Origin of the sequence: Salipaludibacillus sp. CF4.18, assembly GCF_051262595.1 — a bacterium.
Classification (GTDB): domain Bacteria; phylum Bacillota; class Bacilli; order Bacillales; family Salisediminibacteriaceae; genus Salipaludibacillus; species Salipaludibacillus neizhouensis.
Window position 1 is genome coordinate 1 of sequence record NZ_JBIMEV010000064.1, and the last position, 24,554, is coordinate 24,554.

Consider the following 24,554-nt stretch of genomic DNA (forward strand, 5'->3'; position numbering starts at 1 on the left):
TTTTACAAAGCTTCTTATTTTGTCCAATCAATTAACTCTTTGAACACTCTTTCTTTTTCAATATCATCCAGTGGTTCAATGTCAAATAGTTCGGATAACCAGATTCCGTCCGATGCTAGCCGAATAATTGTTGCTTTCGTAGGATCAATCCCATCGTTTTCAAGTTTATCTTGCCATTCCTTATAAAGCTCCCGAATTGGATCTAATAATTTTGCATCCACCGCTTTTGCAGCTAATAGTACGGAGTTCACATTTTTATTTTTATAGGACTGAGTAAATGTTACATTTACGTAAGCACGTGTCCATTTTCCTCTTTCAACCGGGTCTTCTGTTGCACTTAACTCAATTTTTTCACGATAGTTACTAGCTAAATGTTCCACCATTCCTTTAACTAAAGCTTCTTTCGATGGGTAATGATATAGGAGTCCACCTTTACTGAAACCTGCTTCTAAAGCAACGGCTTCCAACGTTAAATTAAAGATTCCCTTTTCCCCAACAATTTTCGAAGCAGCATTCAAAATATCTATTTTCCTAGAATTTCTACCCATAATATTCTCCTTTAAAGAAAATGCACCTCGTCTTTTCTTTTATATCAAAATCAATGATTTTACTATACTACCTGGACGGTTTTATTACAACATGTTTCCTTATTTATTATGGATAAATATTATATTTATGGTAATCAAAGGGGGAATAGTCTTATCTAATTTTAGGTTTACTTTCTACTAATGTGAATCAATATCATCCCGTTAATCCACACATGAAATGTGCCTGTTATTTCAATCTCTTTTCTAGTCCATGCCAAACATAGAAAACTTCTTTTGCTGCTTCAGCAGCATCCTGCTGTATCCAGCCGGCAACATCCCTTAATTTACGGTCTGTTTCATTAATTGGTACGATTCCTTTGCCGATTTCCAACATAATGAGGATCACCGTTTCATCCCGTTTCGCCTCTTCTTCCAGTATTTCTTGAAATAACAGCTTGTATTGTTGACGAATCTTATCTATCTCTGTGCTATGTATGCTTTCTTTTAACCAGTATTCCCAACCTTCTATCACGAGATGTGTGTTTCTCAGCCATGTTGATTTCCAATCTAAAAGAAGATTCCCATTATAACTGGATAGCCAACTGGAGTTTTCATATCTTTTATTTACTGCTATTCTTTTTCCGGCGTAGGAACCTCCGATATAGAGTTGCACAGCCAACCTCCTTCTTGATATTCAAGCGAAATTCGGACACCATTTCCATGTTTGATCTTGAAATCCCAAATGGAAGAAGACTCTTTTAGTGAGGAAAGAATATATTTAATTACTCCTCCGTGCGTAATTACGAGCACTTGATTATGATTACACGTCTTAGATTGCGCTTTTTCATAGACTTCACCGAGAAATTCGTTGATTCGGGATTTAAATTGAATAGCTGTTTCTCCAGTAGGAGGATTGTAACTTTCCCAGTCGTCAATCCAATTCCGATAGACATGATTCGTTTTTAATTCTTCATACGTTTTGCCTTCCCATTCACCAAAGTGCAGCTCCCTCAATCGTTGATCTACAATGCACTCGTTTAGCTTATTGCCAACCAAATAATCAGATGTTTCCCGGCACCGTTTTAAATCACTCGTAAAAATAGTATCAAATGAATATTTATTCAGCTCTTGTTTTAGCTCCGACATTTCTTCAAAAACTCCTGGTAAAACAGACTCATCCGAATGTCCTAAATATCTTTTATCCTGATTCCATTTTGTTATCCCATGCCGTACAAGAAAAATATCCAAACGCTGAGTAGCCCCCATAATTCTCCTCCTTCAATTGCAGTTCCTATTAAATCTCCATTCGTCCCCTTAAATGTTTTCATCATCCAGACACCATAAACGAGGATAAACAAACCATATGCTAGACCAAGGAATATGACATTCGGTGCAAATACACATAGTATTACTAATGGTAAAAAAGAAAAGAAAATATCAAAAATAGTTAGATTCTTTTTCCATTCCCATGCTAAACCACTTGTTTTTGCAGAAGGAAATACGCCTAAAAGCAACACGGCATGAAAACGAGCAAAGCCGATAATTCCTAGCATCACCAGTATAATCGTTATGTCATTTATCTCGGCTAATTGAAGTTCAAATACCAAGACCACTTTCCATGCCAACACAAATAACAAGGCAATGATTCCAAAGCTTCCGACATGCGGATCCTTCATTATTTCCCACTTTTTCTTTAATGGAGCATTCGAGCCAACTGCATCTGCCACATCCATCAATCCATCCAGATGAAGCCCCCCCGTTAGCCAGACCCATAAAGAAATAATACATAAAGCTAGTATCTCGGAAGGGATAAAATCCTTCAGTAAAACCCATCCCCCCGCTAAAATAAACCCAACTATCATCCCTACTAAGGGATAAAATCGTATCGCCCAACGACTTGTTTTTTCATTCCATGGACAAGTGACCGGAACAGGTAGTCTCGTCAAAAATTGCACTGCTAATAAAAAGCCATACATAGAATTTTTCATAGTAACTTAGCCTTTCCAGTAAACAGGTATGCCAGCAATCACCTGTATTACTTCTCTCGCTTCCGCTGTTAATTGATGGTGTATTTTTTCCAACGTATAGATGTATCGATTCACGACATCACTTTCATGAGGAATTTCTTCATTCACATCATTAGAAACGATAAATAAGCAAATATTCTTTATTTTCACCTGCTTAATCACATCGCTAATTATTGTCTTTATCACTTCCTCATGATAGTTTTCATGAAACATGACGTTACTTAACCAGATTGTTAAGCAGTCCAGTAAAATGACACTATCAGTCTCTGCCTGTTTTAAAACTGACACGAGGTCAACTGGTTCTTCTAAGGTCTCCCAAGTGGCCGACCTTTCTTTTTGATGGCGTGTAATTCTGTCCTCCATTTCCTTGTCACTCCGTTTTGAAGTTGCCAAGTAGACAAGTTTAGACATAGTTAAATTCCCTTTTTCATTCTCACAGCCGGAAAGTGCTAATCTTTCTGCTAGACCACTTTTACCCGATCGTGCTCCGCCAGAGATAAATACGATCATTGCTTCGCTCTCCAGCTTTTTAATGCCTCAAGTAAAACCTTGTTTTCACGGGAAGACCTGACTGCCAGCCTAAGGAAATGACCATCCAAACCTTTGAAATTAAACGTATGCCTCGCTACGATCCCCGCCTTTAATAAATGTTTAAACAAAAGATCTATCTCCATCGGAAATTCTCGGTCCCGCAACAAGTAAAAGTTAACATGTGTGGACGACATATAGAAATTCAACTTGTCTAGTTCCTCGCGTAAAAAGGTTAATTCCGTTTGTAACCACGTTTTAGTCGTCTCTAAAAATAGCTTGTCCTCAACCATCCCTGGTATAAAATTTGCGGCCAAAGTATTCACGCTCCAAGGGATTTGTCCGTCTCCAGCCTGTTTTATAATCTTCTTATCTGCTAATATATATCCGACTCTTAGCCCAGGTATCGCATACATTTTTGTCATAGACCTTAATATAATCAGATTTTCATAATCGCTTAAAAGTCCAGACAAGCTTGCTTCCTCACCAGACAAAAAATCGACAAAAGCTTCATCTACAACGATATATGTATCATGCTTTTTCCCTTCTATCAATAACCTTCGAACCGTTTCTTCTTTTACAATCGTTCCTGAGGGATTATTCGGACGACAGAGAAACATAACATCCGTTGTTTTACATTCCATTATCATTTTATCTATTGGCAGTTCGAACTCCTCGTCTAGTGAAAAAAAGGCATCCTTCACTTTTAGATGATAGTGAAAACACGCTCGTTCATATTCTAAAAATGTCGGATGGACGACTATTGCTTGTTTGCCTTCAAACAATTTGGCGATTAAGAAAATCGCCTCTGCACCACCGTTTGTAACCAAAACTTGATCAGGTTGCAAGTCCTCAGAAAACGCCAAACTTTTTCTCGCCTTAAAATACGTCGGATCGGGGTATTTTATCAGTTCAGAAAAATGTTTTCCTAGCTCTTTTTTCATCCATATTGGCGGTCCTAAAGGATTAATATTAGCACTGAAATCAATTACGTCGCTCGGCATGGAAAAATCGAGGCTCTTCCTTAATGCCTCTGGTTGTCCACCATGACTTGGCCATTTCATATGAAATCCTCCTTTAAATGATGCTGATTAAAACACTTAAAATAATGTAAAAGACGATCCAGCCCCCATGCATAAATACTATGGCTTTTTTAATATCCTTACCTTCCAATTCTCTTAACGGATCTCCCATTTCAGCCCGTCTTGAGATAATGCCATCATAATAGTTTATGCCGCCGAGTTGAATACCCATGAGACCTGCTACCATCGCCTCGGACCATCCTCCATTTGGGCTAGGGTGCTTTTTAGCATCTCTGAATGTTATTTGAAGAGCAAGTTTTCTGTTCGCCCCTTTTATAAACAAAGAGGACAACCAAAATGAACCGGAAGTTATTCTAGCCGGTAACCAATTAGCGATATCGTCCAAGCGGGCAGAGGCCCAACCGAAATCATGAAATTTCTCATTTTTATAGCCGACCACCGAATCTAAGGTATTAACGGCGCGATAGGCCATTGCTAACGGCGCTCCCCCAACAAATGCCCAAAAGAGCGGTGCAGTTATTCCGTCAACGGTGTTCTCTGCAAGCGTTTCAACCGTTCCTCTGACTATTTCAGATTCTGACAGATCTTGCGTATCTCTTCCAACTATCATACTTAATTGATAACGTGCTGTCGGATAGTCTCCTTGAGATAATGGGACGTAAACACGTAAAGCTGCTTTCCGAAGACCTTTAATCGCGATTGTCGTAAAAATCATGTAGGTTTCCAGGAAAATCCCTAACGCAATATGTAGTTTAAATGCTAGTAAAACCATCGATAAGGAGAGAGCATATACAGTCCCTATCACCGTAAAAGTTAAAAGAACCCCTAATCCTTTTCTTCTTTTAGACGAACCGGCATTCCAACGTTTCTCTAATAATAAAATAAGCTTCCCAATACCGATGACCGGATGAGGAAGCCATTTCGGATCTCCAATGAGCAGATCCAGAATAATTGCCATACATAAAATAATGACACTCGATGAAACAACTATTTCTAACACAGCTATATCTTCCTTTTTAACTCAGATTCAATGGCTTCTCTAGTAGCTTCATATACCATTCGTCCAATCCCTTTTCCGACAAATGTACCTGAACCGGCATAGGGGGTTGCTTCTCCCTGTTGCGTCACTCCAATAAGAAGACTGTCTGTCGATGTGCTTGTAGCTATCGTATTAGTGAAAGGGTCTTTCACTTTTAAATCACTTAAAGCCTTTGTTTTTGCTTCAGTAGCCGACATACAAGCATTTACTAACGCACCATCGGTTAAATGGGCATCTACAAAAACCATTGTGTTAATTGTACCTATTTTGTATTCTCTTTCATAGTCTCCCTCTTGAGAAATATCTACGGCGTTGCCTACTCCTGCAGTTACCACGGTAATAAATTGGATGTTTTCTATCTTTGCAGTTCTGACTACCGCATATTTTAACTGTACCGCCGTCATCATTCCTACAGCCTGCTCAGGAGGTATACCATTATCTCTCATCCATCCTTCTAATTCTTCCTTCGGAGAAGAACAATCATAATTTTTATCTACGTGAAAATTACAATAATGTTTTACCCATTGAATCCCTTCTCCAACCACACCGTTTGAGATCGTACGTAACGGTTGATCAAATTCAAGATGGATAAAATCATCATTCTGCTTCATTTGATAGGCTTTCCCGAGTTCCATTCGTGTTACTGATACTTCATTTCTAGGTGTCATTAAGATCTGTGGTTTCGGTACTTTCGGATGGGACTGCGTGCGAATGTCTACCTCATATAATTTGTTAAGCTGATCTTTTTTTCTAAGTACTTCAACTTCTCCAATATCTAAAAAAGTTCCCTCATGCAATAATGCAATTCGGTCCGCATATAGCGCAGCAATATTAATATCGTGTAAAATGGAAAAAATGGTTAACTGCTTCGTTCGTTGCCATTCTTTCAATAAATCCAGCATATATAAGGAGTGTTTAATATCCAAATGATTGGTCGGTTCATCCAATAATAGTAATAGAGGTTCTTGTGCTAATGCTTTCGCAAGTAATACCCGTTGTTTTTCCCCACCGCTTAGTAACCGGAATTGTTTAAACCGGTACTGTGTAACATTCGCTAATTCCATCACATCACTGATGATGTTCTTATCATACTTAGACAAGCTTTTAAGAATACCCTTTTGAAAAGCATAGCGTCCTAAACTAACAATTTCCTCTACGGTAAAATCAAAGGATACATGCGATTCCTGTGTAAGAACTGCTATTTTGCGTGCCTTTTCCAGTTTAGAAAGGGAAAACAAAGATGTATTGTCCAGTAATATCTCACCGCTCGTCAAAGGCAACGTTCCCGTGATCAACTTAAAAAGTGTTGTTTTTCCACTTCCATTTGGTCCGAGGAGCCCAAAAAACTCTCCTTGTTGTATATCAAAATTAAGTCCTTTAACAATTGGATCATCGGCTGAATATCCTCCAGAAAGATTTTTCACTTCAATCATCTCGTTTTCCCCCTTCCAACTCGGTCTCTGATAAGCAAGAATGCAAATAATGGCGCACCTATTAGTGCTGTAATCACACCGATAGGAAGCTCTTTTGGTGCTATAATTGTTCTGGCAAGGATGTCAGCCAGAATAAGAAAGGATCCTCCCACAAGCATAGATAAAGGGAGAACATGTCGATGATTTGGTCCAGTAACAAGCCTCACCAAATGTGGGATCACTAATCCAACAAATCCAATGGAACCAGAAACAGCGACAGAAGCCCCCGTTAATAAAGATGCTCCGACTAAAATAAAGATCTTACCCTTTTTTACATTCACGCCGATATGCTCCGCAGCATCTTCGCCTAACGCCAATGCATTCAACTCCCGATAATGGATAATCAGCATAAACGATCCTGCTAGCATAAACGGAACAATAAGTTGAACATAACTCCAACCTCTCATTCCTACACTACCATAAAGCCAATAAATGATTTGCATCATCGAATCCCTATCGCCCAAAGCAATAATTAAAGAAATAATAGAGCCTAAAAATGCCCCAATAATAATTCCTGCTAAAATAATCGTTTCGATGGCCATGCTTCGACTGCTTAGTCTCACCAAGCCAAAAACGAGCATGAGTGTCAAAAATCCACAGACAATAGACACGATTGGTAATGTGAAATTCCCCAAACCAATAATAGTGAATTGGAAAAAGATCACAAACACAGCACCTAAAGCTGCACCTGATGAAACCCCAATCGTATAAGGATCCGCCAATGGATTTCTTAACAATCCTTGAAAAGCTGCCCCTGCTAACGCAAGCGAGGCACCTACAAAAAATGCTAATAGTACCCTTGGAAACCTGATATTCCAAATAATCGCTTCTTCATTACCTGGAACTTCCTGCATCCACCCTAAACCTAGCGTTTGATCTGCAATGATATGTAAGATTGTCGGGATTGGGATCGTAACACTACTGTAAAACAAACCAAGGAGGATTGTACTAAGTACAAGCCCCCCACTGAAAATGTATAACCATACTACTCTATTATTCAAAAACTTCCGGGTAGATAACTTCTGCAAGTGTCTCCACTCCTTCAATTAAACGAGGCCCCGGTCTAGTTACTGCATCGCTGTCCACGTCATAAATTTCATCGTTTGCTACAGCGGGAACATTATCCCAACCTTCTCGTGATGTTACTTCTGCAATCGGATCTTCCACATAGTATCCGTACGTAGTTACGATCACATCAGGGTTTAACGTAACGATTTCTTCTTCCGTTAAGCTAACCCATCCCTCTTGGTCCTCGGCAGCGTTTACTGCATGAATAGCTTCAAGCATTTCATGCATGAACGTACCTGTCCCGGTTGTAAAGATATCAGGTGATGGTGCAACTTCTATCCAAACCTTTTTTCTTTCATCTTCTGGGATGTCACTAGTCGCTTCTGTTAAAGCAGTGAGTCTTTCTTCCATATCTTCAATAATCGCTTCTGCTTCTTCCAATGTACCAGTCGCATCGCCGATAAGACGCATGGAATCATAAGCACCCTCGAAAGATGTAGCTCCCCCAATTACAAGAACATCAATCCCTGCCTCTTCATACTGCTCAAGAATTTCTGGGTGATTCTCAAAATGATAATCCGTTACAAGAGCTAAATCAGGTGCCAACGATAAAATGAGCTCGGCATCCATATCCTGCGCCCCTACAACTTCAATATCTTCCACTTCGGGAGGATAATTATCATATTCGGAAACTCCTACAAACTTATCGCCTAAACCAAGTGCAAAAGAGATTTCCGTATTACTTGGCTGAAGTGATACGATGGATTCTGGTTCAGATTCGATCGTTACCTCGTTACCAGCATCATCTGTTACTGTTACCGGAAATTCTTCAGCATCTGCCGTTTCATTCGCGCCATTGTTTTCCGTTGTTTCATTCGAGTTATTAGCTGCCGTATTTTCGTTTTCTTCCGTGTCTACTGCGGCTTCATTCGTAGTCTCTTCTACCTCAGTATTTGTATTACCGTTATTACCACATGCAACGAGCATACTCACTGCACCCATGAAAATTAAACTTCCTTGTCCCCATTTTTTAATCATACCTGTCATTTTTGTTTCCTCCTCTTAACTATCTGTAAATAAAACAAAAAAAGCGCAAATCCATAAGGAAAGGCACTAAGAATAAAATGCATGTGTGTAGACGGGGTTTGACAATAAAAATTCTATTAATAATAACAGAAAATGCCATGCATTTTAAACTTCCTTTCCTCGAAGGAGCTTAAAAACGAATAGGCAGGTCTCCTGACTCACGTCTTTTTGGAAAATCCGTTTCTCCTTCCCATGCCGACAGCACAGTGGAATTGCTAAACAGATTCTAGACGTTTACAGTGGCGGGACCGTGTTGGATTTTCACCAACTTCCCTTTTCACCCTTTACGTTTAGCAAAAGCCGCTACGCGAACTTTCGTTAATATAAAGGGAACCTATTTGTTCTATATGTAATTTGCTTCTTTGCTCTATCAGTCATTATAAGTTAGTTTTTACAAAAAGTAAATTTAATTTTCAGCGTTTCCTTTCTCCGCGTCAGAGACACCTGCAGAAGAAAACGTAGCCATTTCACGCAAGATTCTGGTAGAGGCTTCTAAGATAGGAAAAGCCATTGCAGCCCCTGTCCCTTCCCCTAATCTGAAATTCAAGTTCAATAATGGTTTCGCATCTAGTAATGCTAATGCAAATGTATGGCCAGCCTCTTGTGAGTGATGTCCAAAAATTAAATATTCTCTTACGTTACTGCATAATTTAGTCGCTAAAATCGCAGCTACTGTTGAGATAAATCCATCAACGAGAATTGGTGTTTGTCGAGAAGCACCACCTAGCATCGCACCAACCATTGCTGCAATTTCCAGACCACCTACTTTTGCTAAAATATCCAAAGGGTCATCCTTTGCCGGACGACGATCTGCAAGTGCTTGTTCAATAACACGCTGCTTTTTAATTAACGTTTCTGAAGAAATCCCTGTGCCAGTCCCAACAACCTTTAATACTTCTGCCCCACTAACGGCAGCTAAGATTGCACTACTGCTTGTTGTGTTTCCGATGCCCATTTCTCCAAGAATCAAGCTTTTAGCACCTTGACCGATCACTTTTTCAGACATGTTAATTCCTACACGTATTGCCTTTTCTACTTCTACTTTTGTCAAAGCATCCTCTTCAGCAAAATTTTTCGTACCAAAACCGATTTTCTCTTTGACAAGACCATCCCTGGTAATGGTTTCAGCGACACCGACATCAACAACTTCCAAAAAGGCTCCTAACTGATTCGCCAAAACATTTATCGCTGATCCTCCGTCCAGGAAATTATGAACCATTTGTGCAGTTACCGCTTGAGGAAATGCTGATACCCCTTCGTTAACCACTCCATGATCTCCAGCAAAAACGATAATAGCCGGTGGAGTCACTTGTGGAAAATTTTCTCCTGTTATTTCCGCTAATTGAACGACCAACTCTTCTAATTTCCCTAAACTACCGGGCGGCTTTGTCAACGTATCCAAATATGCTTCAACTTCCTTTGTTATCGATTTATCGACGGCCTTAATTTTTTTAATTGTTTGTTCCATCATCTAGCCCCTCCATCCTAGTTGTCCCTTTCCGAATCCGAAAACTCTTTCATCTTCTTTTCAATCAAGGCCATATCCAGACTTTTTTCAACAACCATTGCCAAATCTGAGAACGCTTTTTCTTTAATAGCCTCGAACGGCTTTCTATCATGGATAGGTGGTAAACCTAATCTGGTTCTTAGATCGTTTAGAATTTCTATCCGTAATAAATCATTGTGAAAGATATGATGGAAATACGTACCTATACAGCGTTGATCTGCTTGAATAAAACCATCATGACGACCGTCTGCTAATTGTATAAACGGTAATGAATATTTGTCCTCATATGTGGAATCACCCATATGTATTTCAAATCCTTTTACAGGAAGTTCACGATTGGAGTATCGTGCATTTCCTTCTGACAGAATCGTCACCTTTTCTTCTAAGAGTTGAGTATGTAACCCTTTGATCAACCCTAACCCATTCGTTTCTTTCGTGGCTGATTCAATCCCAAATGAATCTTCTATTTTCTCCCCCAGCATTTGATACCCTCCACATATGCCGATAATTGAGCTTTTGCCTGTTTCCACAAGGGTGATAATCTTATCGGCCATACCTAGTGCTCGAAGAAATTCCAGATCTTCTATTGTATTTTTACTTCCAGGCATAATGATCAAATCCGGCTGTCCAATTTCCTCTTTCTTTTTCACAAACCGAACATGACAGTCTTCCTCTTGAAACAGTGGATCAATATCTGTGAAATTAGAGATTCTCGGATATTGTATAACCGCGATATCGATATCCTTTGTCGTATCTTTTAAAGCTGTATATGTATCCAAAACGACAGAATCTTCCGCTTCAATATTCAAATCTTTTACGTGAGGAATCACTCCTAAGACTGGAAGGCTTGTGTATTCTTCAAACCATTTTAATCCTGGTTCCAATAATGAAAGATCACCTCTGAATTTGTTGATAATTACTCCAATAACGCGTTTTCTGTCTTCAGGATCAAGAAGCTGTAATGTACCAACCAGACTAGCGAATACCCCTCCCTTGTCGATATCGCCAACTAAGACAACTGGGGCATTTGTCATCCTTGCCACACGCATATTGACAAGCTCTCGATCATTTAAATTAACCTCTGCCGGGCTTCCTGCTCCTTCTATAATTATCCTGTCATACTCTTGGGTTAACGCTTGGTAAGATTCCCGAATAAGCATTAATCCTTGTTCATAAAAGTCCGTTCGATAAGAATCGGCTTCCATGTTTTGGTATGGCTTTCCATGAACAACTATTTGGGATCGACTTTCGCCGGTAGGTTTAATCAAAATCGGATTCATATTTGTCGAAGCCAAAATCCTTGCCGCTTCAGCCTGAACCCCTTGAGCACGGCCAATTTCCTTTCCGTCCAGTGTAATATACGAATTTAATGCCATGTTTTGTGATTTAAACGGAGCCGTTTTAAAGCCTTTATCGGCAAAAATCCGACATAAGGCAGTAACGACAATACTTTTTCCAGCATCCGAATGCGTTCCTTGAACCATGAGAGGTTGGCTTTTACCCAACTTGAGTCCCCCTTTCACTTTTTAGAATTCAATCCCTTTCACTGCTGGAATACCTTCATCATAGTAGTGCTTTTCTGGTTCCATCACTGAAACGAGGTCTGCAATATCCTTGATCTCCTTTTTTGCATCTCTTCCAGTAATCACTAGGTGAACATGATTAGGTCTGTTCTTGATCATATCAATCACTTCCGTGAGAGGTAACACATCGTCAATTGGAAACTTTTCCAGTGCTAACGCGTTATTTAATTCATCCAAGATAACGACATCATATTCTCCACTCATTACCGCAGCTTTCGCTTTAGGCCATCCGATTCTTAACGCTTCCCGATGTTCTTCCGGTGTTTTAGTCCATGTGAACCCAATGCCGAGCTGTGTCATTTCTACACCAAGTTTTTTTAATGCAATTTGCTCTCCGTAAGATCGCTCAGGCGATTTGATAAATTGAAAAATTCCAACACTCATTCCTCTCCCGATACTTCGAAGAGCCAGTCCTAATGCCGATGTTGTTTTACCTTTTCCGTGCCCTGTAAAAACGAGGGTCAAACCGTGTTTTTTCTGTTCATTCATTTTTTTGCCTCCTAAAATTGTATACTAAATGTATAAGTTCATTCTATCTTATAACTAACTCTTGCAACCAACTTATTGTTTGCACTTCCAAAACTTAAAGTAATTGTAGTTGGATTAGGTAATATCATCAACACTTTATTATGAAGTTTAGTGAAACAAGATTGTATTTCTGCCTAAGCTTCGGTATGATAATAGTGTGGAAAACCGTTTGCACAAATTATATCAAAAGAATTTCACTTTTATAAAATTTAAAAAATAAATCTATATTATAGAATATACGAGGTGGAGAAAATGGAGAGATTTTGGTGGAAAGAAGCTGTTGGATACCAAGTGTATCCCCGTAGTTTTCAAGATAGTAATGGAGATGGGATTGGCGATCTTCAAGGTATTATTCAACGATTGGATTATTTACAGGACCTTGGTATTAATTTTATTTGGATCTGTCCTATGTACAAATCACCTTTGGATGACAATGGATATGACATTTCTGATTATCAGGATATCTTAGAGGATTTTGGCACTATGGCTGATTTTGATGAGCTTCTTGAACAATGTCATGTGCGAGGAATTAGGTTAATTATTGACCTCGTTTTGAATCATACAAGCGATGAACACCCTTGGTTCATAGAATCCCGAACATCTAAAACCAATCCTAAACGTGACTGGTACATTTGGCGCGACGGAAAAAAAGAAAAAGAGCCGAATAACTGGGAAAGCATATTTGGTGGGTCTGCATGGGAGTATGATTCAAAAACGGATCAATATTTTCTTCACGTGTTTTCTCGAAGACAACCTGATTTGAATTGGGAAAATTCTGAAGTACGTTCCGCCCTTTATGACATGGTTAATTGGTGGCTCGATAAAGGAGTTGACGGATTCAGGATAGATGCAATTAGTCATATTAAAAAAAGACCTGGTTTTCCGGATATGCCTAACCCTCTCCATAAAAAATATGTATCTTCCTTTGACATGCATATGAATCAAAAAGGAATCCATACATTTTTGCAAGAATACAAGGATCAAACCTATGCAAAATACGACGACAAATTAATCGTTGGAGAAGCAAATGGTGTGAGTGTAGATGAGGCGCATTTATGGGTTGGTAAAACTGGAAAAATGGACATGGTTTTTCAATTTGAGCACCTTGACCTTTGGGACTCAAATCCAGATGTTGGTTTGGATATTCCTGGTTTAAAGAAAGTTCTGACTCGCTGGCAAAAAGGCCTGGAACACGACGGCTGGAACGCTCTTTTCGTTGAAAATCATGACAAAGCACGTGTTGTCTCAACATGGGGGAATGACAAAGAATATTGGCGTGAAAGTGCAACTTCAATTGCGACAATGTATTTCTTTATGAAAGGTACTCCTTTTATATATCAAGGTCAAGAAATCGGAATGACTAACAGTTATTTCCAATCCATTGAGGATTACCGCGATGTTGCTGCAAAAAATTTATATCAGGAACAGATGGAAGCAGGTGTGGAAAAAACAGATATCATCCATACGCTTGCTAATACATCACGTGATAACAGCAGAACTCCAATGCAGTGGTCTAGTGAAAAGAACGCTGGTTTTTCTGAGGGAAGTCCTTGGATCAAAGTTAATCCGAACTTTACGGAAATAAATGTTGAAAAACAGTCACAAGATAAAAACTCCATCCTTCAGTTTCACAAGGATATGATTCAACTTAAGAAACGTAATTCTATCTTTACTTACGGTTCTTATGACTTACTGTTAGCAAAGGATGAGCATATTTTCTCTTACAAACGTCAACTTGATGGTCAAACTGCAATTATCATTTCTAATTTAACAGATAAAGAAGCAACATGGTCAGTTGATTCAAAAGAAAACGCGATAAACAGTGAAGAAATTGTGTTACACAACCTTCCAATTACAGATCACCAAGATACGAAAAGTCTTTCTTTGAAACCCTTTGAGGCAAGAGTTTATTTGAAAAGAAAAGCCTAATCCTAGAGCTAAGCTAGCACTGACTAGAAAGTTTAGCTTCAAAAACGCTTAAGCGCACCAGCCTATTAGGCTAGTGCGCTTTTCCTTTCTAAGCTTCTCTTTTCACCTCTTCTTGCCATAGCATATCGATATGTGGAATATCATCTTCTGGATAAACCTCTGAGATTGGGCGGAATCCAAACGATGCATAAAACTTTTGCGCGTATTCTTGCGCCTGCAGTTTGATTTCCTTTTCATGAAGCTGTTCTTTTAAGAATTCCAAACCACGTTCCATTAGTTTTTTACCTAAGCCTGTATTACGGTAATCATGTCTCACTAACACTCTGCCGATGGATGCATGTTTTTCATAACTTATTCCTAATGGAAGAAGTCTTGCATACGTTATAATCTCATCATTTTCCTTTGCAAAAAGGTGATATGAGTCTTGATCTTTGTTGTCAATTTCCGGGTAAGGACACTCTTGTTCAACAACAAATACGTTCACCCTTTCATGTAAAATTTGATAAAGCTCCAATGTAGTTAAGTCATGGAACTTTTTTATATACCAATCCATATGTAGCTCTCCCCTTTATGAAATTGAAATCTCTAAACGTAACTTGTTAGGATGTTTTTGGCTTCATTAATTTCTTAGAATAATATAGAAAAGATATCCCAGATAAAAAACTACAAATATGATACCTTCCGCTCTTCCTACTTTCCATCCAGTCCTTGAAAATATTAGAAGTAAAACTGTAAAAAGAATCATCACTACTGTATCCGTGAATATTTTAACGTCTATCAACAATGGTGAGATGATCGAGGATGCCCCTAGAACAAACAATATGTTAAAAATACAGCTGCCGACAATATTACCAAGAGCAAGATCGCTGTATTTTTTCAATGCTGCAGTAATGGAGGTTACAAATTCCGGTAACGAAGATCCAATAGCTACAATCGTTAACCCTACCAATGTTTCACTCATACCAAATCGAAGAGCAATATCTGTACTGCTCTCTACAACCCAATAACCACCAAGAATTACTGCTGCAAGTCCTAGCAGGGTAAAAACACTGCTTTTTTTCCATTTTGCTTCACTCTTAGCAGATCTGTTTTCGACACCCGATTCCATCGCGGTATCTCGACTGTTCAGGGCTAACTCAATAATATAATACATGAAAATAAGAAAGAATAGTAACAGAACTAATCCATCGCCGCGTGAAAGCATATTAGATGCTTCTCCATCCACCCCAACATCCGCAACCAATGCCAGCAAAGCAATACTAGCAATGAGTGTAAATGGTATCTCTTTACGAACTGTTTGTCCCTCAACTTTTAGAGGTAATAATATAGCAGTTATACCTACAACTCCTGCGATATTAATGATGTTACTTCCAATAACATTTCCAATCGTTACACCGGGATTCCCTTCTAATGCCGCAATAATACTCACAGTCGCTTCAGGCGCACCTGTACCAAAAGCGACTATCGTTAGCCCAACTAATAATGGTGGAACGGCAAAAATCCGTGCCAATTTAGAAGCTCCTGTAACAAACCAATCTGCTCCTTTAATGAGTAATAAAAATCCTAACACCAGAAATAAATAGACCATCATTAAACACCTTCCTGTCTTTTGTCACTAGAAGGTCTTATTATTTGCTCTAAATCACTATTTATTCCATACTTAAGACTTATGTTAAACCTATTTAGAAACGTTTTTCCTACTACAAAACATATTATTTTACGTAACCAGTAAATCATGAGTACTACTAGCAAGAAAGGGTATGTATAATAAAATAGAGTTACATTTAGTATCGGAGGAGCAATTATGAAAAAATATCTCATTGGTTTGTCTACACTTATATTTTCAATTTTACTTGTTTTCGTAAAAAAAACCAAAACAGAATCCTCACCAAGCAGCCTTGAGGACAAAGAAGTCGCTATACCAAAGGATTCATCTACTCCGAATCCTTCACTTGCCCATTCAAGGGAAAAAAAACAGATTGAACCTCTGCCATTTAAAGGTGATATTCATCGTTCAAAACAAATTATTCAAGAATTACTTGAACAGGAGATAGATGTCGTTTCAATATATATTGAAGAAAATTATATCTCAGCGGTTTTCACTTCACCAAACCATCGAGTCAAGGATGATGTAGAATTCCTCTTTGACACTGTCAATCAGCAGATTGATTACCACTCTGTTTCCAGAATCGGCTATTCCGATATTGGTGTCAATAGAAAAAGATACGATGCCATTCGAGAAAAATACTTGGCAAACAGTTAGTCTATTTTCGTTTTAAAGGATATGATACCATTTGAAACCTCTAGGTGCCTTCTTTCGGTGAGGTCCTCAGCTATAGCTTTTCAAGGGCACTGTAAAAAAGATATTTCTTTTTCAGTGTCCTATTTATGCCTTCTGAAGCCTTCATCCATTATCTGCTTCATACCAAGTAAAATTATTTTTACCGTGGTTTTTAGTTTTATACAAAGCTTGATCCGCTCGCTTTAGCATTTCAGCCAGATTTGAATTCTCATCGCTCCAAGTTAGCCCAATACTTATTGTCACAAAAACTTTTTCATCTTCATAAACCCAAGGTTCATCCATTGAATGAATCATCCTTAACGCAATAGCATTCACTTGTTCTTCGTCTTTTAATGTCGGAAGTAACACAGTGAACTCGTCTCCACCGATCCTAGCAATAGTGTCTTTAGAACGCATACATTTCTTTAGTCTGATAGCAAACTCACGCAACAGTTCATCACCTGCTTCGTGCCCAAAACGGTCATTTACTTGCTTGAAGTCATCGAAATCTAAGTACATAATCGTAAAAGGATCTTTTGTTTCTATATATCGTAAATACTCTTCTTCTAGCTTTCTATTAAACATATTTCGGTTAGGCAGCCCTGTGAGAGCATCGTGAAACGCCATATGGCCAACATATTCTTCATAGAGTTTCTTTTTGGTAATATCTCTAGTAATACATAAGACAAACTCTACGTTATTTGATTTATATGTAATTGGTGACAATATAGACTCATCCACACATCCGTTTATTCGTTTGAATTCATAACTCATTGGTCGATTCTCCACACACGTTTCCTCATATTGTTCATGAAGTATGGCGGCAACATCTTCTGGAAGAACATCAAATAAACTTTTTCCAATAACATCCTCTGTTATGTTTGCTCTGCTTTTTCCTTCTTTATTAACAGCAACATATATAAATCCATCTTCTGATACTTGCATCACAAAAACTGCATCTGTCATACAATCAATAAAAGTTTGGAATTCATCGCGCAAGTTTACAAATAATTCTTTAAGCATGATTATCAAATCCCTTCACTAACAAATTCTCCTCTCAATCATACAGGAATAAATTTGCTATCGCTCACGGTAACTATATTATTAACAAATGAATAAAGAAAATCTGGCTCAGAGATAATTCCCGGTAAGCCAGATCGCTTTTATTTAGTAATGTTTTTATAAAGTTCGGATAACTCCTATTGTTGAAAGCTTTAAGTAAGAAAATCCCCGATAATTCATCATGTCTATTAAAATTATTCTCTAACTCCAAATAAATTACCATCTATATCTGTAAAATAAAAGCATCCATGTATTAATGCCGTTACACTCACATTATTTCGTTTAAATTTTTCAAAGTCCTTCTCAATTTCGTTAGACTGAAAATAAATAAATGGTATGGAACTAGGTTTTGAAATAGATGTGCGTACTTTGGCTTCTTCTTCCATAAAAATTCCGATAGAAGCTCCTTTTATTCCTGATGGAAGAATTAAGCCTTTACCATCATTCCAATCATCAAATAACTTCATTCCCTCTAGTTCAAGAAACCAGTCACTTAATTTATCTACATTTTTAGTTGAAAGAAAAACACTTGCAACCCCATCAAAAATATGTTCACTATTTTCTTCGTATGCCTCTTTAATTGATGAATAAAAAGGATTCTTATAATCTCTTTCTTCACAAACATTAAGAATATTTCCGTCTGGATCTTTGAAATCAAATGTAAATACGGATGGTGATTCCTTGAAATTAAATACTTCCACACCATTATTCTTCAGTTGATCAAAGCAAGTGTCAACGGTTTGAGTATAGAAGTTAAATGGCGAAAGTTCCCCTTCAAGATCTTTCGACAGAAACTCTTCTTCTGTTACTTCTATTAATTCTAGATTTGCAAGTCCTTCGCCCACAATATATCTGGCATAACGGTGCCCACGAATATCACCTTCATCAATGCATTCAAAGCCTAACTTTTGCTCATAAAATTCTTTTGAAATAGTAATATTTCGAACCGACAGTACCACAGCATTAACATGTTGTAACATAGATCCACCCCATTCTTTCCTCGTATTATTTATTAAATATAGTTTCTTTTATTTTCTAAAGATTCTGTTACTTCATATTCTATAAATTTTACCACGTTCTATCAAAATTGGATAGAGAAGTGCCTAAGCTTTAAGGGGAAAATTACGAAACGTCTTCTTACCTGTTAAGGAAAACTGCATTTCAGTCTTTAAAAAAAGATGTGCCAATAACTCCTTGGCACACCTTTTTCCTAAGTTAAATTAAGCTTTAAAATCTACTGACGCACCTAAGTGCGGTTGTGCGGCTTGCTCGAGCTTTTGAATGGACGGCTGTTCCACCATTTCAGCAACGAAATCTACTTGTTGATCTGAAGTATCCATTGCTTTTTTCATCAACGACAGACTTGCCTGCTGTTGAACATTCATTTGACTCATTCCCATTGATAAAGCTGGAATATCCATAAAAACACCTCCAAACGTAGTCTTCCTTTCACTAATACTTTAAAGAATACAAGTTGTATAGAAAAGGATTTTACTACTATAATCGTACCACTTTCTAATTTTTAACACACATAATTATTACGATACGAGGGTATATTTGTAGTTTAGTACAGTTTTTTACCTAAATATGGATATTATGTTAAATCAGTGATAGCTTTCGCCACCACGAGTAGCACCGTTGAATTGTGTGCTAGATCCTAAATGAAAAGGTTCGGGGGGGGGGTTCCCCTTGATGTGTGTAGCGTAAAGTAAATCGTCAACTTATACTTTCCATCTCACGAAAAAAGGGAAGCAATTGAATGCTTCCCCCTAACCTTATTCGCTTAAATCATAATTTTACACATATCATTTGTAAATTCAACTGGGTCTGAAACAGGCAGTCCTTCAATGAGAAGGGCTTGATTATACAACAGGTTCGTATAAAGATCTAACTTTTCCTTATCATTGTCAAATGCTTGTTGCAATGAATTGAAAACGTCATGATTTATATTAATTTCCAACACCTTATCAGCTTTCACATTTTGATTATCAGGCATCGCTTGAAGAACTTTTTCCATTTCAATCGTTACTTCCCCATCAGCAGACAAGCAAACTGGATGAGACTTCAATCTTTTTGAAACACGAACATCTTTGACTCTGCCTGAAAGAATTGATTTCATATGGTCAAATAATTCTTTGTTTTCAGTAGCGTCTTTTTCTGCATCCTTTTTATCTTCTTCTGTGTCAATGCCTAGATCACCACTGGAAACAGATTTAAATTCTTTCTCTTTGTAAGACATGATCATTTTGATTGCGAACTCATCCACATCTTCAGTGAAATAAAGAATTTCAAAGCCTTTTTCTGCAACCATTTCTGTTTGTGGCATCTTTTCAATTCGTTCATTGGAATCACCGGAAGCATAGTAAATATACTTCTGATCTTCAGGCATTCTAGCTACATACTCAGCGAGAGTGACCTGTTTCTTCTCTGTCGAAGAGAAGAACATTAAAAGATCTTGAAGTGTGTCTTTATTAGCACCAAAGTCACTGTACACTCCATATTTTAACTGTCTACCGAAGGAATCATAGAATTTCTCGTACTTTTCCCGGTCTTCTTTTAGGAGACTTTCCAATTGATTTTTAATTTTCGTCTTAATGTTTTTGGCTATCATTTTTAATTGTCGGTCATGCTGAAGCATTTCTCTTGAGATATTCAACGATAAATCCTCTGAATCAACCATTCCTTTAACGAAACCGAAATAGTCAGGAAGCAGATCAGCACTTTTCTCCATGATCAACACACCGTTCGAATAAAGCTCCAGGCCTTTTTCAAATTCCTTGGAATAATAATCATAAGGCATACTTTCAGGAATAAACAGAATCGATTGATATCTGATTGTACCGTCTACGCTAATATGAATATGCTTAAGCGGTTTATCAAAACCATAATGCTTTTCTGAATAGAAATTTTCATAATCCTCTGTCGTCAACTCGCTCTTATTTTTGCGCCAAATTGGGACCATACTGTTTACCGTTTGTTCTTCTTCACTATCTTCCAATTCCTCTTCATTATCCTCTTTTGGTTTTTGCACCGTTACATCCATTTTAATTGGATATCGAATGAAATCAGAGTACTTTTTGATGATTGTCTTGAGTCGGGACTCATCCAGATACTCATCAAAGTTTTCATCTTCTGTATTTTCTTGAATTTTAATAATAATCTCTGTTCCAACTGAATCTTTTTCAAAGGGAATAATCGTATAACCGTCAGTACCATCGGATTCCCACTTATATGCCTCATCAGTGCCTGATGCTCTGCTTATTACTGTTACATTATCAGCTACCATAAATGAAGAATAAAACCCTACCCCAAATTGGCCGATGATATCGTGACCATCTTTGATTTCCGTTTCTTTTTTAAACGCTAACGATCCACTTTTGGCAATCGTACCAAGATTACTCTCCATCTCTTCTTTCGTCATACCAATTCCAGTATCTGAAATTGTTAATAGACGATTTTCTTTATCCGTCGAAACTTTTATGTAGTAGCTTTCTTGCTCAAAACTAATTGAGTCATCCGTCAAAGCTTTGTAATACATTTTATCAATGGCATCACTAGCATTTGAAATCAACTCTCTAATAAAGATTTCTTTTTGTGAATAAATCGAGTTAATCATCATTTCTAACAATCTCTTCGACTCTGCTTTAAATTCTTTCCTAGCCATATAAATCTCTCCTTCTTTTCAAACTATATATCAATTTTAGCACTCTAACCTTACGAGTGCTAATCTTACCTATTATTTTACTTATTCTAGTTTACATGTCAATATTTCAGTAGGAATAAATATACGATAAACTATCCTTAATGGTGAGTCCAGAATCTTCTAAAAATACCCTATCTAACAAAGAAAAGAGAGGTGCATCAATGGATCAGACTTTAAAAAGAGTACATAAACGAGCAAAACAGCATAAAAAATGGCTTGAAAAAATAACTGTAAACCATTTTCATCGAACGATTATTCAAACGCGATACTTCTTAATATTATATTCTAAATCAATGCAAGTTCGGGGGTCAGCAATTTTATCCGACTCAGAAGAAAGTGAACGGGATGCCTGAGAAGCTCAAGGAACACTTTTTCGCTTCTATGGTTTAGCAGAGCAAATTCATCAAAATGGTCACCTGCAAGCAGAGATAGCTTCGGATTTTTTTGAAGTCCCTTTAGGGTTAACCAAAAAAGCTACCAGCAAGAAATTGAAGGCAGGTCATTTACTAATTGAGTCGTTGTTTCAAAAGCAAACTTTGTTAAAGCATACTTTTAATGACTATTTTTCGCATTTCAAAGAGATTAAGGAAGTAACAGATCAAGAATTACAGTTGGCTATTCACACAGCTGCGACGATAGACGTGTTAAATTATCAAATTATTAAAGAAATTGCGAATAATCTTGCTGTTTTAAAAGACTGGAAGGACCAAATGAAAATGGAAGATTTGTGGGAGAAAATGAATGAGAACCAGAAAGTTTTTTATGTACAATTGACCGAAAACGAGACAGAAATGAAAGAACAACTTGCCAATATGCCAATAGTAAAACATAAAGATCCAGAAAAAATGGTGGATTTAAACAAAAAAAAACTAGCTAGCATGAAAAATGAAACCTATCAAAAAAATTTCCTTCCAATACGATATCCTGAATAAGGATAGTTAGAGTAATCCTTACCATGAATGAAGGGACTAAAGAAGTAAGTTTGTTTGTACTTAGCTCTTCAGTCCCTTTATATTCAAAAGATCTATTCTTCATCCTTTTTAGAAATATACTCGTTTGGTTCTTCTCCGGCTTTCTCATTATGGTTTTTGAATTGCGCTAACCTGCCATTTCTATGTTCCCCGTGATTCGTGTTCTCCTTGAATTGATTATCTGGTTTCTTTTCTTTATTTCCCATAGTGTACCCCTTTCTTTTTCAATCGTGATTTATATTAGTTTCTGGAAAAGGGATACTTATTATACAGTATTTAATCATGAATTTTTACCTGTTGAAGTAGGACAGCATATAAATTCTAATAAAAATAGATGTCTATTGTCCACAACGCATAATCTCAATCCATTGTTGCAATTTTATGACAATGATTTATAATAATTCATAAAGAGGGGGGTTGCAAAATGATTATTCAATTTCAAATTAAAAACAATGATGAAGTAATTAAATTGAACAAGATAGCTACGCAATATACGTATGACATTTGGGTTCATAGTGACAATCAAATGTTCGATGCAAAAACGTTACTTGCACTTTATACTCTCCCATTTAAAACTGATCTTAAAATGGTGATTGAAGATGATGTCAACTCCAAAGCTTTACTGAAAGATATGGAATATTTCCAGAAATAGTTTATAGTTATTCATAGCTTAGGAGATTTATAGTTATAAAATCGGGTGCAGTCCATTGACTGACACCCGATTTCATTATTCCCTTGCATATCAAATTTGTATGATGACTACCAAACCTAAAAGAATTTTTTTATAGATTTTCATTCTTTTTCAGTGGCAGATCCCTAATGTTGCTAGGAATTTCAGCCAAGTAAATCTGCCCGTAGCCATCCATGTCACTTGTAAATAACACGTGTTTTTCGTCGGGAGATAACCGTGGATGTACATGAACCTTTTGTGATTGAAAACTTCCTCGATGCTGACAAAGGATATAAGGCCCACTATATTCATTCTTCTCCTTTACCCACAGAAAGATGGAATCATTAAAAGACTCCCCATGGTAAGCTGAACGCTGTTGACCGTCTCCTACTATCAAATGATCTGAATTAGAGTGGATGTGCATGTTTTGATAAGGAAAGGAATGTAGCGATTGTTCTGTTTGGTCATATTTAATTGATCCGATAAACTTTCCTTCTTTTTGCTCAAGTGAGTCACTATAGCCATGAAAACCAATGTGAGTTCCATTTTTTAGCCAGTATTCATGACCAGCAAATTGATTCGTGTCGAATTCGCCTACCTTGTAAGCTTTATTCTCTTTTAGATCAAAGATCCAAATACGATGATCCACTTGATCCCATGGGCCTTCATGACAGAAACTAAGCAAATGTGATTGGGTGGGAGAAGCGTTCACATGTCCAATCCAACGATTTTCTTCATGAAGGGTCCGACTTTTCTTCGTCTCAATTTCCAGTGCTAAAATTTTTGAATGCGGCCGTGCCTTTTCAATCTCCTCAAACCCTAAATAACCACTTCCTAATGATTGTTCTTCTTTACTCAACACATCTTGAACAAGCGCAAAAAAGATTTCCTTTCCATCCGCTGTCAGACTCAAATTACTCAAATGATAACCGTTAGGTGCTTCATAGTAACTTTCTTCTTTAAGTGTAGGTAAATGAAGCGACCGAATGCCGTTATTTACGATTAAGAAGACATTCTCCTCATCCGCTGCTAGAAAAGCTCCTTGAATTCCTGCTTCATCTTCTTTCGTGTACTCTGTGAGTTGCGTAAAGTTTCCTGAAAGCATATCTAAACTATATAAATTACTTGCATTGTCACGATCAGATCCAACAATTAATTTAGTATTGTTTTCGTACCATCCATCGTTTGTGAAATAAAGATGAAACGTATGAGATAGTTCCGAGGATAGCTTTTTAAGCTTTGTTTTGGATACTGGATCTGTAATTATTTCTATTTCACTTTTATAAATGACTCCTTTTCCCATTTCATCGACTCCAATCTGCGATATTAAGCGTATCAAAAAAAACTTGTTCCTCGGTTATCATCGAAGGTTGTCTGGAAAAATTACCACTCCCTTTCCGAGGATGATCCTCGAGCCTCCTCGAGCAAACTGACGCTCTGCGGGGTCTCGCTTGGATCATTCTTCCACAGGAGTCTCGCGGATTTTTCCAAACAACAATTTTGATAAGAGGTGTGAAAAAACAAGTAACTAATAATTATTTATGTTGACTTTATTTTTTGAACAAAATAAATCGAAGAAGCGAAGGCGGC

At 37.5% G+C, this 24,554-nt stretch carries 26 protein-coding genes and 1 riboswitch; of the genes, 5 read left to right on the top strand and 21 right to left on the bottom strand.

The genetic code is table 11. The annotated features are described in order from the left end of the window. Positions 1-14 precede the first annotated feature (14 nt). From ACHABW_RS22570 to cobO, 13 genes are all read right to left on the bottom strand, one after another. Positions 15-548: a TetR/AcrR family transcriptional regulator gene (locus tag ACHABW_RS22570; RefSeq protein ID WP_435758821.1), complete on the bottom strand. Its 534-nt coding sequence runs from the start codon at positions 546-548 to the stop codon at positions 15-17. 226 nt (positions 549-774) lie between these two features. Next, complete coding sequence (locus tag ACHABW_RS22575) at positions 775-1,200, bottom strand: bifunctional adenosylcobinamide kinase/adenosylcobinamide-phosphate guanylyltransferase (RefSeq protein ID WP_435758823.1); 426 nt, start codon at positions 1,198-1,200, stop codon at positions 775-777. Beyond that, entirely contained in the window at positions 1,158-1,793 is a 636-nt protein-coding gene (locus tag ACHABW_RS22580; RefSeq protein WP_435758825.1) for a histidine phosphatase family protein, read from the bottom strand. The genes ACHABW_RS22575 and ACHABW_RS22580 overlap by 43 nt, the downstream gene beginning before the upstream one ends. Further along, positions 1,745-2,515 (bottom strand): adenosylcobinamide-GDP ribazoletransferase, encoded by a 771-nt coding sequence (cobS, locus tag ACHABW_RS22585; protein ID WP_435758827.1) that lies wholly within the window; start codon positions 2,513-2,515, stop codon positions 1,745-1,747. Before cobS ends, ACHABW_RS22580 begins: the two co-directional genes overlap by 49 nt. Positions 2,516-2,521: 6 nt before the next feature. Next, complete coding sequence (locus tag ACHABW_RS22590; protein ID WP_435758829.1) at positions 2,522-3,064, bottom strand: bifunctional adenosylcobinamide kinase/adenosylcobinamide-phosphate guanylyltransferase; 543 nt, start codon at positions 3,062-3,064, stop codon at positions 2,522-2,524. Further along, positions 3,061-4,146 carry a pyridoxal phosphate-dependent aminotransferase gene (locus ACHABW_RS22595; RefSeq protein ID WP_435758831.1) on the bottom strand — a complete coding sequence of 362 codons (1,086 nt, stop codon included), beginning with the start codon at positions 4,144-4,146 and terminating at the stop codon, positions 3,061-3,063. The genes ACHABW_RS22590 and ACHABW_RS22595 overlap by 4 nt, the downstream gene beginning before the upstream one ends. Positions 4,147-4,159: 13 nt before the next feature. Continuing rightward, positions 4,160-5,125: an adenosylcobinamide-phosphate synthase CbiB gene (gene cbiB / locus ACHABW_RS22600; protein ID WP_435758833.1), complete on the bottom strand. Its 966-nt coding sequence runs from the start codon at positions 5,123-5,125 to the stop codon at positions 4,160-4,162. 2 nt (positions 5,126-5,127) lie between these two features. Then, complete coding sequence (locus ACHABW_RS22605; RefSeq protein WP_435758835.1) at positions 5,128-6,597, bottom strand: adenosylcobinamide amidohydrolase; 1,470 nt, start codon at positions 6,595-6,597, stop codon at positions 5,128-5,130. Then, positions 6,594-7,664 (bottom strand): FecCD family ABC transporter permease, encoded by a 1,071-nt coding sequence (locus ACHABW_RS22610; RefSeq protein WP_435758837.1) that lies wholly within the window; start codon positions 7,662-7,664, stop codon positions 6,594-6,596. The genes ACHABW_RS22605 and ACHABW_RS22610 overlap by 4 nt, the downstream gene beginning before the upstream one ends. Further along, positions 7,630-8,691 (bottom strand): ABC transporter substrate-binding protein, encoded by a 1,062-nt coding sequence (locus ACHABW_RS22615; protein WP_435758839.1) that lies wholly within the window; start codon positions 8,689-8,691, stop codon positions 7,630-7,632. The genes ACHABW_RS22610 and ACHABW_RS22615 overlap by 35 nt, the downstream gene beginning before the upstream one ends. Positions 8,692-8,856: 165 nt before the next feature. Next, positions 8,857-9,050: riboswitch (cobalamin riboswitch) on the bottom strand. Positions 9,051-9,136: 86 nt separating this feature from the next. Further along, positions 9,137-10,198 (bottom strand): nicotinate-nucleotide--dimethylbenzimidazole phosphoribosyltransferase, encoded by a 1,062-nt coding sequence (cobT, locus tag ACHABW_RS22620; protein WP_435758863.1) that lies wholly within the window; start codon positions 10,196-10,198, stop codon positions 9,137-9,139. Between the two features lie 17 nt (positions 10,199-10,215). After that, complete coding sequence (locus ACHABW_RS22625) at positions 10,216-11,742, bottom strand: cobyric acid synthase (RefSeq protein ID WP_435758841.1); 1,527 nt, start codon at positions 11,740-11,742, stop codon at positions 10,216-10,218. A 21-nt stretch (positions 11,743-11,763) separates the two neighbouring features. Then, positions 11,764-12,309, bottom strand: coding sequence for a cob(I)yrinic acid a,c-diamide adenosyltransferase (gene cobO / locus ACHABW_RS22630; protein ID WP_110937039.1), 546 nt, complete (start codon positions 12,307-12,309; stop codon positions 11,764-11,766). 291 nt (positions 12,310-12,600) lie between these two features. On the opposite strand from cobO, the gene ACHABW_RS22635 reads away from it, so the two are divergent. Continuing rightward, positions 12,601-14,277 carry a glycoside hydrolase family 13 protein gene (locus tag ACHABW_RS22635; RefSeq protein WP_435758844.1) on the top strand — a complete coding sequence of 559 codons (1,677 nt, stop codon included), beginning with the start codon at positions 12,601-12,603 and terminating at the stop codon, positions 14,275-14,277. Positions 14,278-14,365: 88 nt separating this feature from the next. On the opposite strand, the gene ACHABW_RS22640 is transcribed toward ACHABW_RS22635, so the two are convergent. Both ACHABW_RS22640 and ACHABW_RS22645 read right to left on the bottom strand, forming a co-directional pair. Continuing rightward, a complete protein-coding gene (locus tag ACHABW_RS22640; protein WP_435758846.1) occupies positions 14,366-14,830 on the bottom strand; it encodes a GNAT family N-acetyltransferase in 465 nt (154 codons plus the stop codon). A 66-nt stretch (positions 14,831-14,896) separates the two neighbouring features. Further along, positions 14,897-15,865 (bottom strand): calcium/sodium antiporter, encoded by a 969-nt coding sequence (locus tag ACHABW_RS22645; protein WP_435758865.1) that lies wholly within the window; start codon positions 15,863-15,865, stop codon positions 14,897-14,899. Between the two features lie 216 nt (positions 15,866-16,081). Here ACHABW_RS22645 and ACHABW_RS22650 point away from each other — a divergent pair, with 216 nt between their 5' ends. Beyond that, a complete protein-coding gene (locus ACHABW_RS22650) occupies positions 16,082-16,540 on the top strand; it encodes a DUF1499 domain-containing protein (protein WP_435758848.1) in 459 nt (152 codons plus the stop codon). A gap of 141 nt (positions 16,541-16,681) precedes the next feature. On the opposite strand, the gene ACHABW_RS22655 is transcribed toward ACHABW_RS22650, so the two are convergent. The 4 genes from ACHABW_RS22655 to htpG all read right to left on the bottom strand — a co-directional run bounded on the left by ACHABW_RS22655 (position 16,682) and on the right by htpG (position 21,284). Then, the gene (locus tag ACHABW_RS22655) at positions 16,682-17,581 is read right to left on the bottom strand and encodes a diguanylate cyclase domain-containing protein (RefSeq protein WP_435758850.1); all 900 of its coding nucleotides are present in this window, start codon (positions 17,579-17,581) and stop codon (positions 16,682-16,684) included. Between the two features lie 233 nt (positions 17,582-17,814). Continuing rightward, positions 17,815-18,600 carry a VOC family protein gene (locus ACHABW_RS22660; protein ID WP_435758852.1) on the bottom strand — a complete coding sequence of 262 codons (786 nt, stop codon included), beginning with the start codon at positions 18,598-18,600 and terminating at the stop codon, positions 17,815-17,817. Positions 18,601-18,840: 240 nt separating this feature from the next. Beyond that, complete coding sequence (locus ACHABW_RS22665) at positions 18,841-19,041, bottom strand: YjfB family protein (RefSeq protein WP_110937045.1); 201 nt, start codon at positions 19,039-19,041, stop codon at positions 18,841-18,843. A 362-nt stretch (positions 19,042-19,403) separates the two neighbouring features. Then, positions 19,404-21,284, bottom strand: a complete 1,881-nt coding sequence (htpG, locus tag ACHABW_RS22670) for a molecular chaperone HtpG (protein ID WP_435758854.1) — start codon at positions 21,282-21,284, stop codon at positions 19,404-19,406. 200 nt (positions 21,285-21,484) lie between these two features. On the opposite strand from htpG, the gene ACHABW_RS22675 reads away from it, so the two are divergent. Both ACHABW_RS22675 and ACHABW_RS22680 read left to right on the top strand, forming a co-directional pair. Next, on the top strand, positions 21,485-21,676 hold the full coding sequence (locus ACHABW_RS22675) for a hypothetical protein (protein ID WP_435758856.1): 192 nt from the start codon (positions 21,485-21,487) through the stop codon (positions 21,674-21,676). A gap of 165 nt (positions 21,677-21,841) precedes the next feature. Continuing rightward, a complete protein-coding gene (locus ACHABW_RS22680) occupies positions 21,842-22,255 on the top strand; it encodes a hypothetical protein (RefSeq protein WP_435758858.1) in 414 nt (137 codons plus the stop codon). Between the two features lie 92 nt (positions 22,256-22,347). Here ACHABW_RS22680 and ACHABW_RS22685 read toward each other — a convergent pair whose 3' ends face one another. Beyond that, positions 22,348-22,500 carry a hypothetical protein gene (locus ACHABW_RS22685; RefSeq protein ID WP_183041148.1) on the bottom strand — a complete coding sequence of 51 codons (153 nt, stop codon included), beginning with the start codon at positions 22,498-22,500 and terminating at the stop codon, positions 22,348-22,350. Positions 22,501-22,718: 218 nt separating this feature from the next. Here ACHABW_RS22685 and ACHABW_RS22690 point away from each other — a divergent pair, with 218 nt between their 5' ends. Next, positions 22,719-22,946 (top strand): hypothetical protein, encoded by a 228-nt coding sequence (locus ACHABW_RS22690; protein WP_110937055.1) that lies wholly within the window; start codon positions 22,719-22,721, stop codon positions 22,944-22,946. Positions 22,947-23,076: 130 nt separating this feature from the next. On the opposite strand, the gene ACHABW_RS22695 is transcribed toward ACHABW_RS22690, so the two are convergent. Next, the gene (locus ACHABW_RS22695) at positions 23,077-24,267 is read right to left on the bottom strand and encodes an oligogalacturonate lyase family protein (protein ID WP_435758861.1); all 1,191 of its coding nucleotides are present in this window, start codon (positions 24,265-24,267) and stop codon (positions 23,077-23,079) included. Between the last annotated feature and the right edge of the window lie 287 nt (positions 24,268-24,554).

Bases quoted from the DNA above. Each gene is read 5' to 3' on its own strand.
- ACHABW_RS22570 (WP_435758821.1), bottom strand. From the start codon at position 548: ATGGGTAGAAATTCTAGGAAAATAGATATTTTGAATGCTGCTTCGAAA.
- ACHABW_RS22580 (WP_435758825.1), bottom strand. From the start codon at position 1,793: ATGGGGGCTACTCAGCGTTTGGATATTTTTCTTGTACGGCATGGGATA.
- cobS (WP_435758827.1), bottom strand. From the start codon at position 2,515: ATGAAAAATTCTATGTATGGCTTTTTATTAGCAGTGCAATTTTTGACG.
- ACHABW_RS22590 (WP_435758829.1), bottom strand. From the start codon at position 3,064: ATGATCGTATTTATCTCTGGCGGAGCACGATCGGGTAAAAGTGGTCTA.
- ACHABW_RS22595 (WP_435758831.1), bottom strand. From the start codon at position 4,146: ATGAAATGGCCAAGTCATGGTGGACAACCAGAGGCATTAAGGAAGAGC.
- ACHABW_RS22605 (WP_435758835.1), bottom strand. From the start codon at position 6,597: ATGATTGAAGTGAAAAATCTTTCTGGAGGATATTCAGCCGATGATCCA.
- ACHABW_RS22615 (WP_435758839.1), bottom strand. From the start codon at position 8,691: ATGACAGGTATGATTAAAAAATGGGGACAAGGAAGTTTAATTTTCATG.
- cobT (WP_435758863.1), bottom strand. From the start codon at position 10,198: ATGGAACAAACAATTAAAAAAATTAAGGCCGTCGATAAATCGATAACA.
- cobO (WP_110937039.1), bottom strand. From the start codon at position 12,309: ATGAATGAACAGAAAAAACACGGTTTGACCCTCGTTTTTACAGGGCAC.
- ACHABW_RS22635 (WP_435758844.1), top strand. From the start codon at position 12,601: ATGGAGAGATTTTGGTGGAAAGAAGCTGTTGGATACCAAGTGTATCCC.
- ACHABW_RS22640 (WP_435758846.1), bottom strand. From the start codon at position 14,830: ATGGATTGGTATATAAAAAAGTTCCATGACTTAACTACATTGGAGCTT.
- ACHABW_RS22645 (WP_435758865.1), bottom strand. From the start codon at position 15,865: ATGGTCTATTTATTTCTGGTGTTAGGATTTTTATTACTCATTAAAGGA.
- ACHABW_RS22650 (WP_435758848.1), top strand. From the start codon at position 16,082: ATGAAAAAATATCTCATTGGTTTGTCTACACTTATATTTTCAATTTTA.
- ACHABW_RS22655 (WP_435758850.1), bottom strand. From the start codon at position 17,581: ATGCTTAAAGAATTATTTGTAAACTTGCGCGATGAATTCCAAACTTTT.
- ACHABW_RS22660 (WP_435758852.1), bottom strand. From the start codon at position 18,600: ATGTTACAACATGTTAATGCTGTGGTACTGTCGGTTCGAAATATTACT.
- ACHABW_RS22665 (WP_110937045.1), bottom strand. From the start codon at position 19,041: ATGGATATTCCAGCTTTATCAATGGGAATGAGTCAAATGAATGTTCAA.
- htpG (WP_435758854.1), bottom strand. From the start codon at position 21,284: ATGGCTAGGAAAGAATTTAAAGCAGAGTCGAAGAGATTGTTAGAAATG.
- ACHABW_RS22675 (WP_435758856.1), top strand. From the start codon at position 21,485: ATGGATCAGACTTTAAAAAGAGTACATAAACGAGCAAAACAGCATAAA.
- ACHABW_RS22685 (WP_183041148.1), bottom strand. From the start codon at position 22,500: ATGGGAAATAAAGAAAAGAAACCAGATAATCAATTCAAGGAGAACACG.
- ACHABW_RS22690 (WP_110937055.1), top strand. From the start codon at position 22,719: ATGATTATTCAATTTCAAATTAAAAACAATGATGAAGTAATTAAATTG.
- ACHABW_RS22695 (WP_435758861.1), bottom strand. From the start codon at position 24,267: ATGGGAAAAGGAGTCATTTATAAAAGTGAAATAGAAATAATTACAGAT.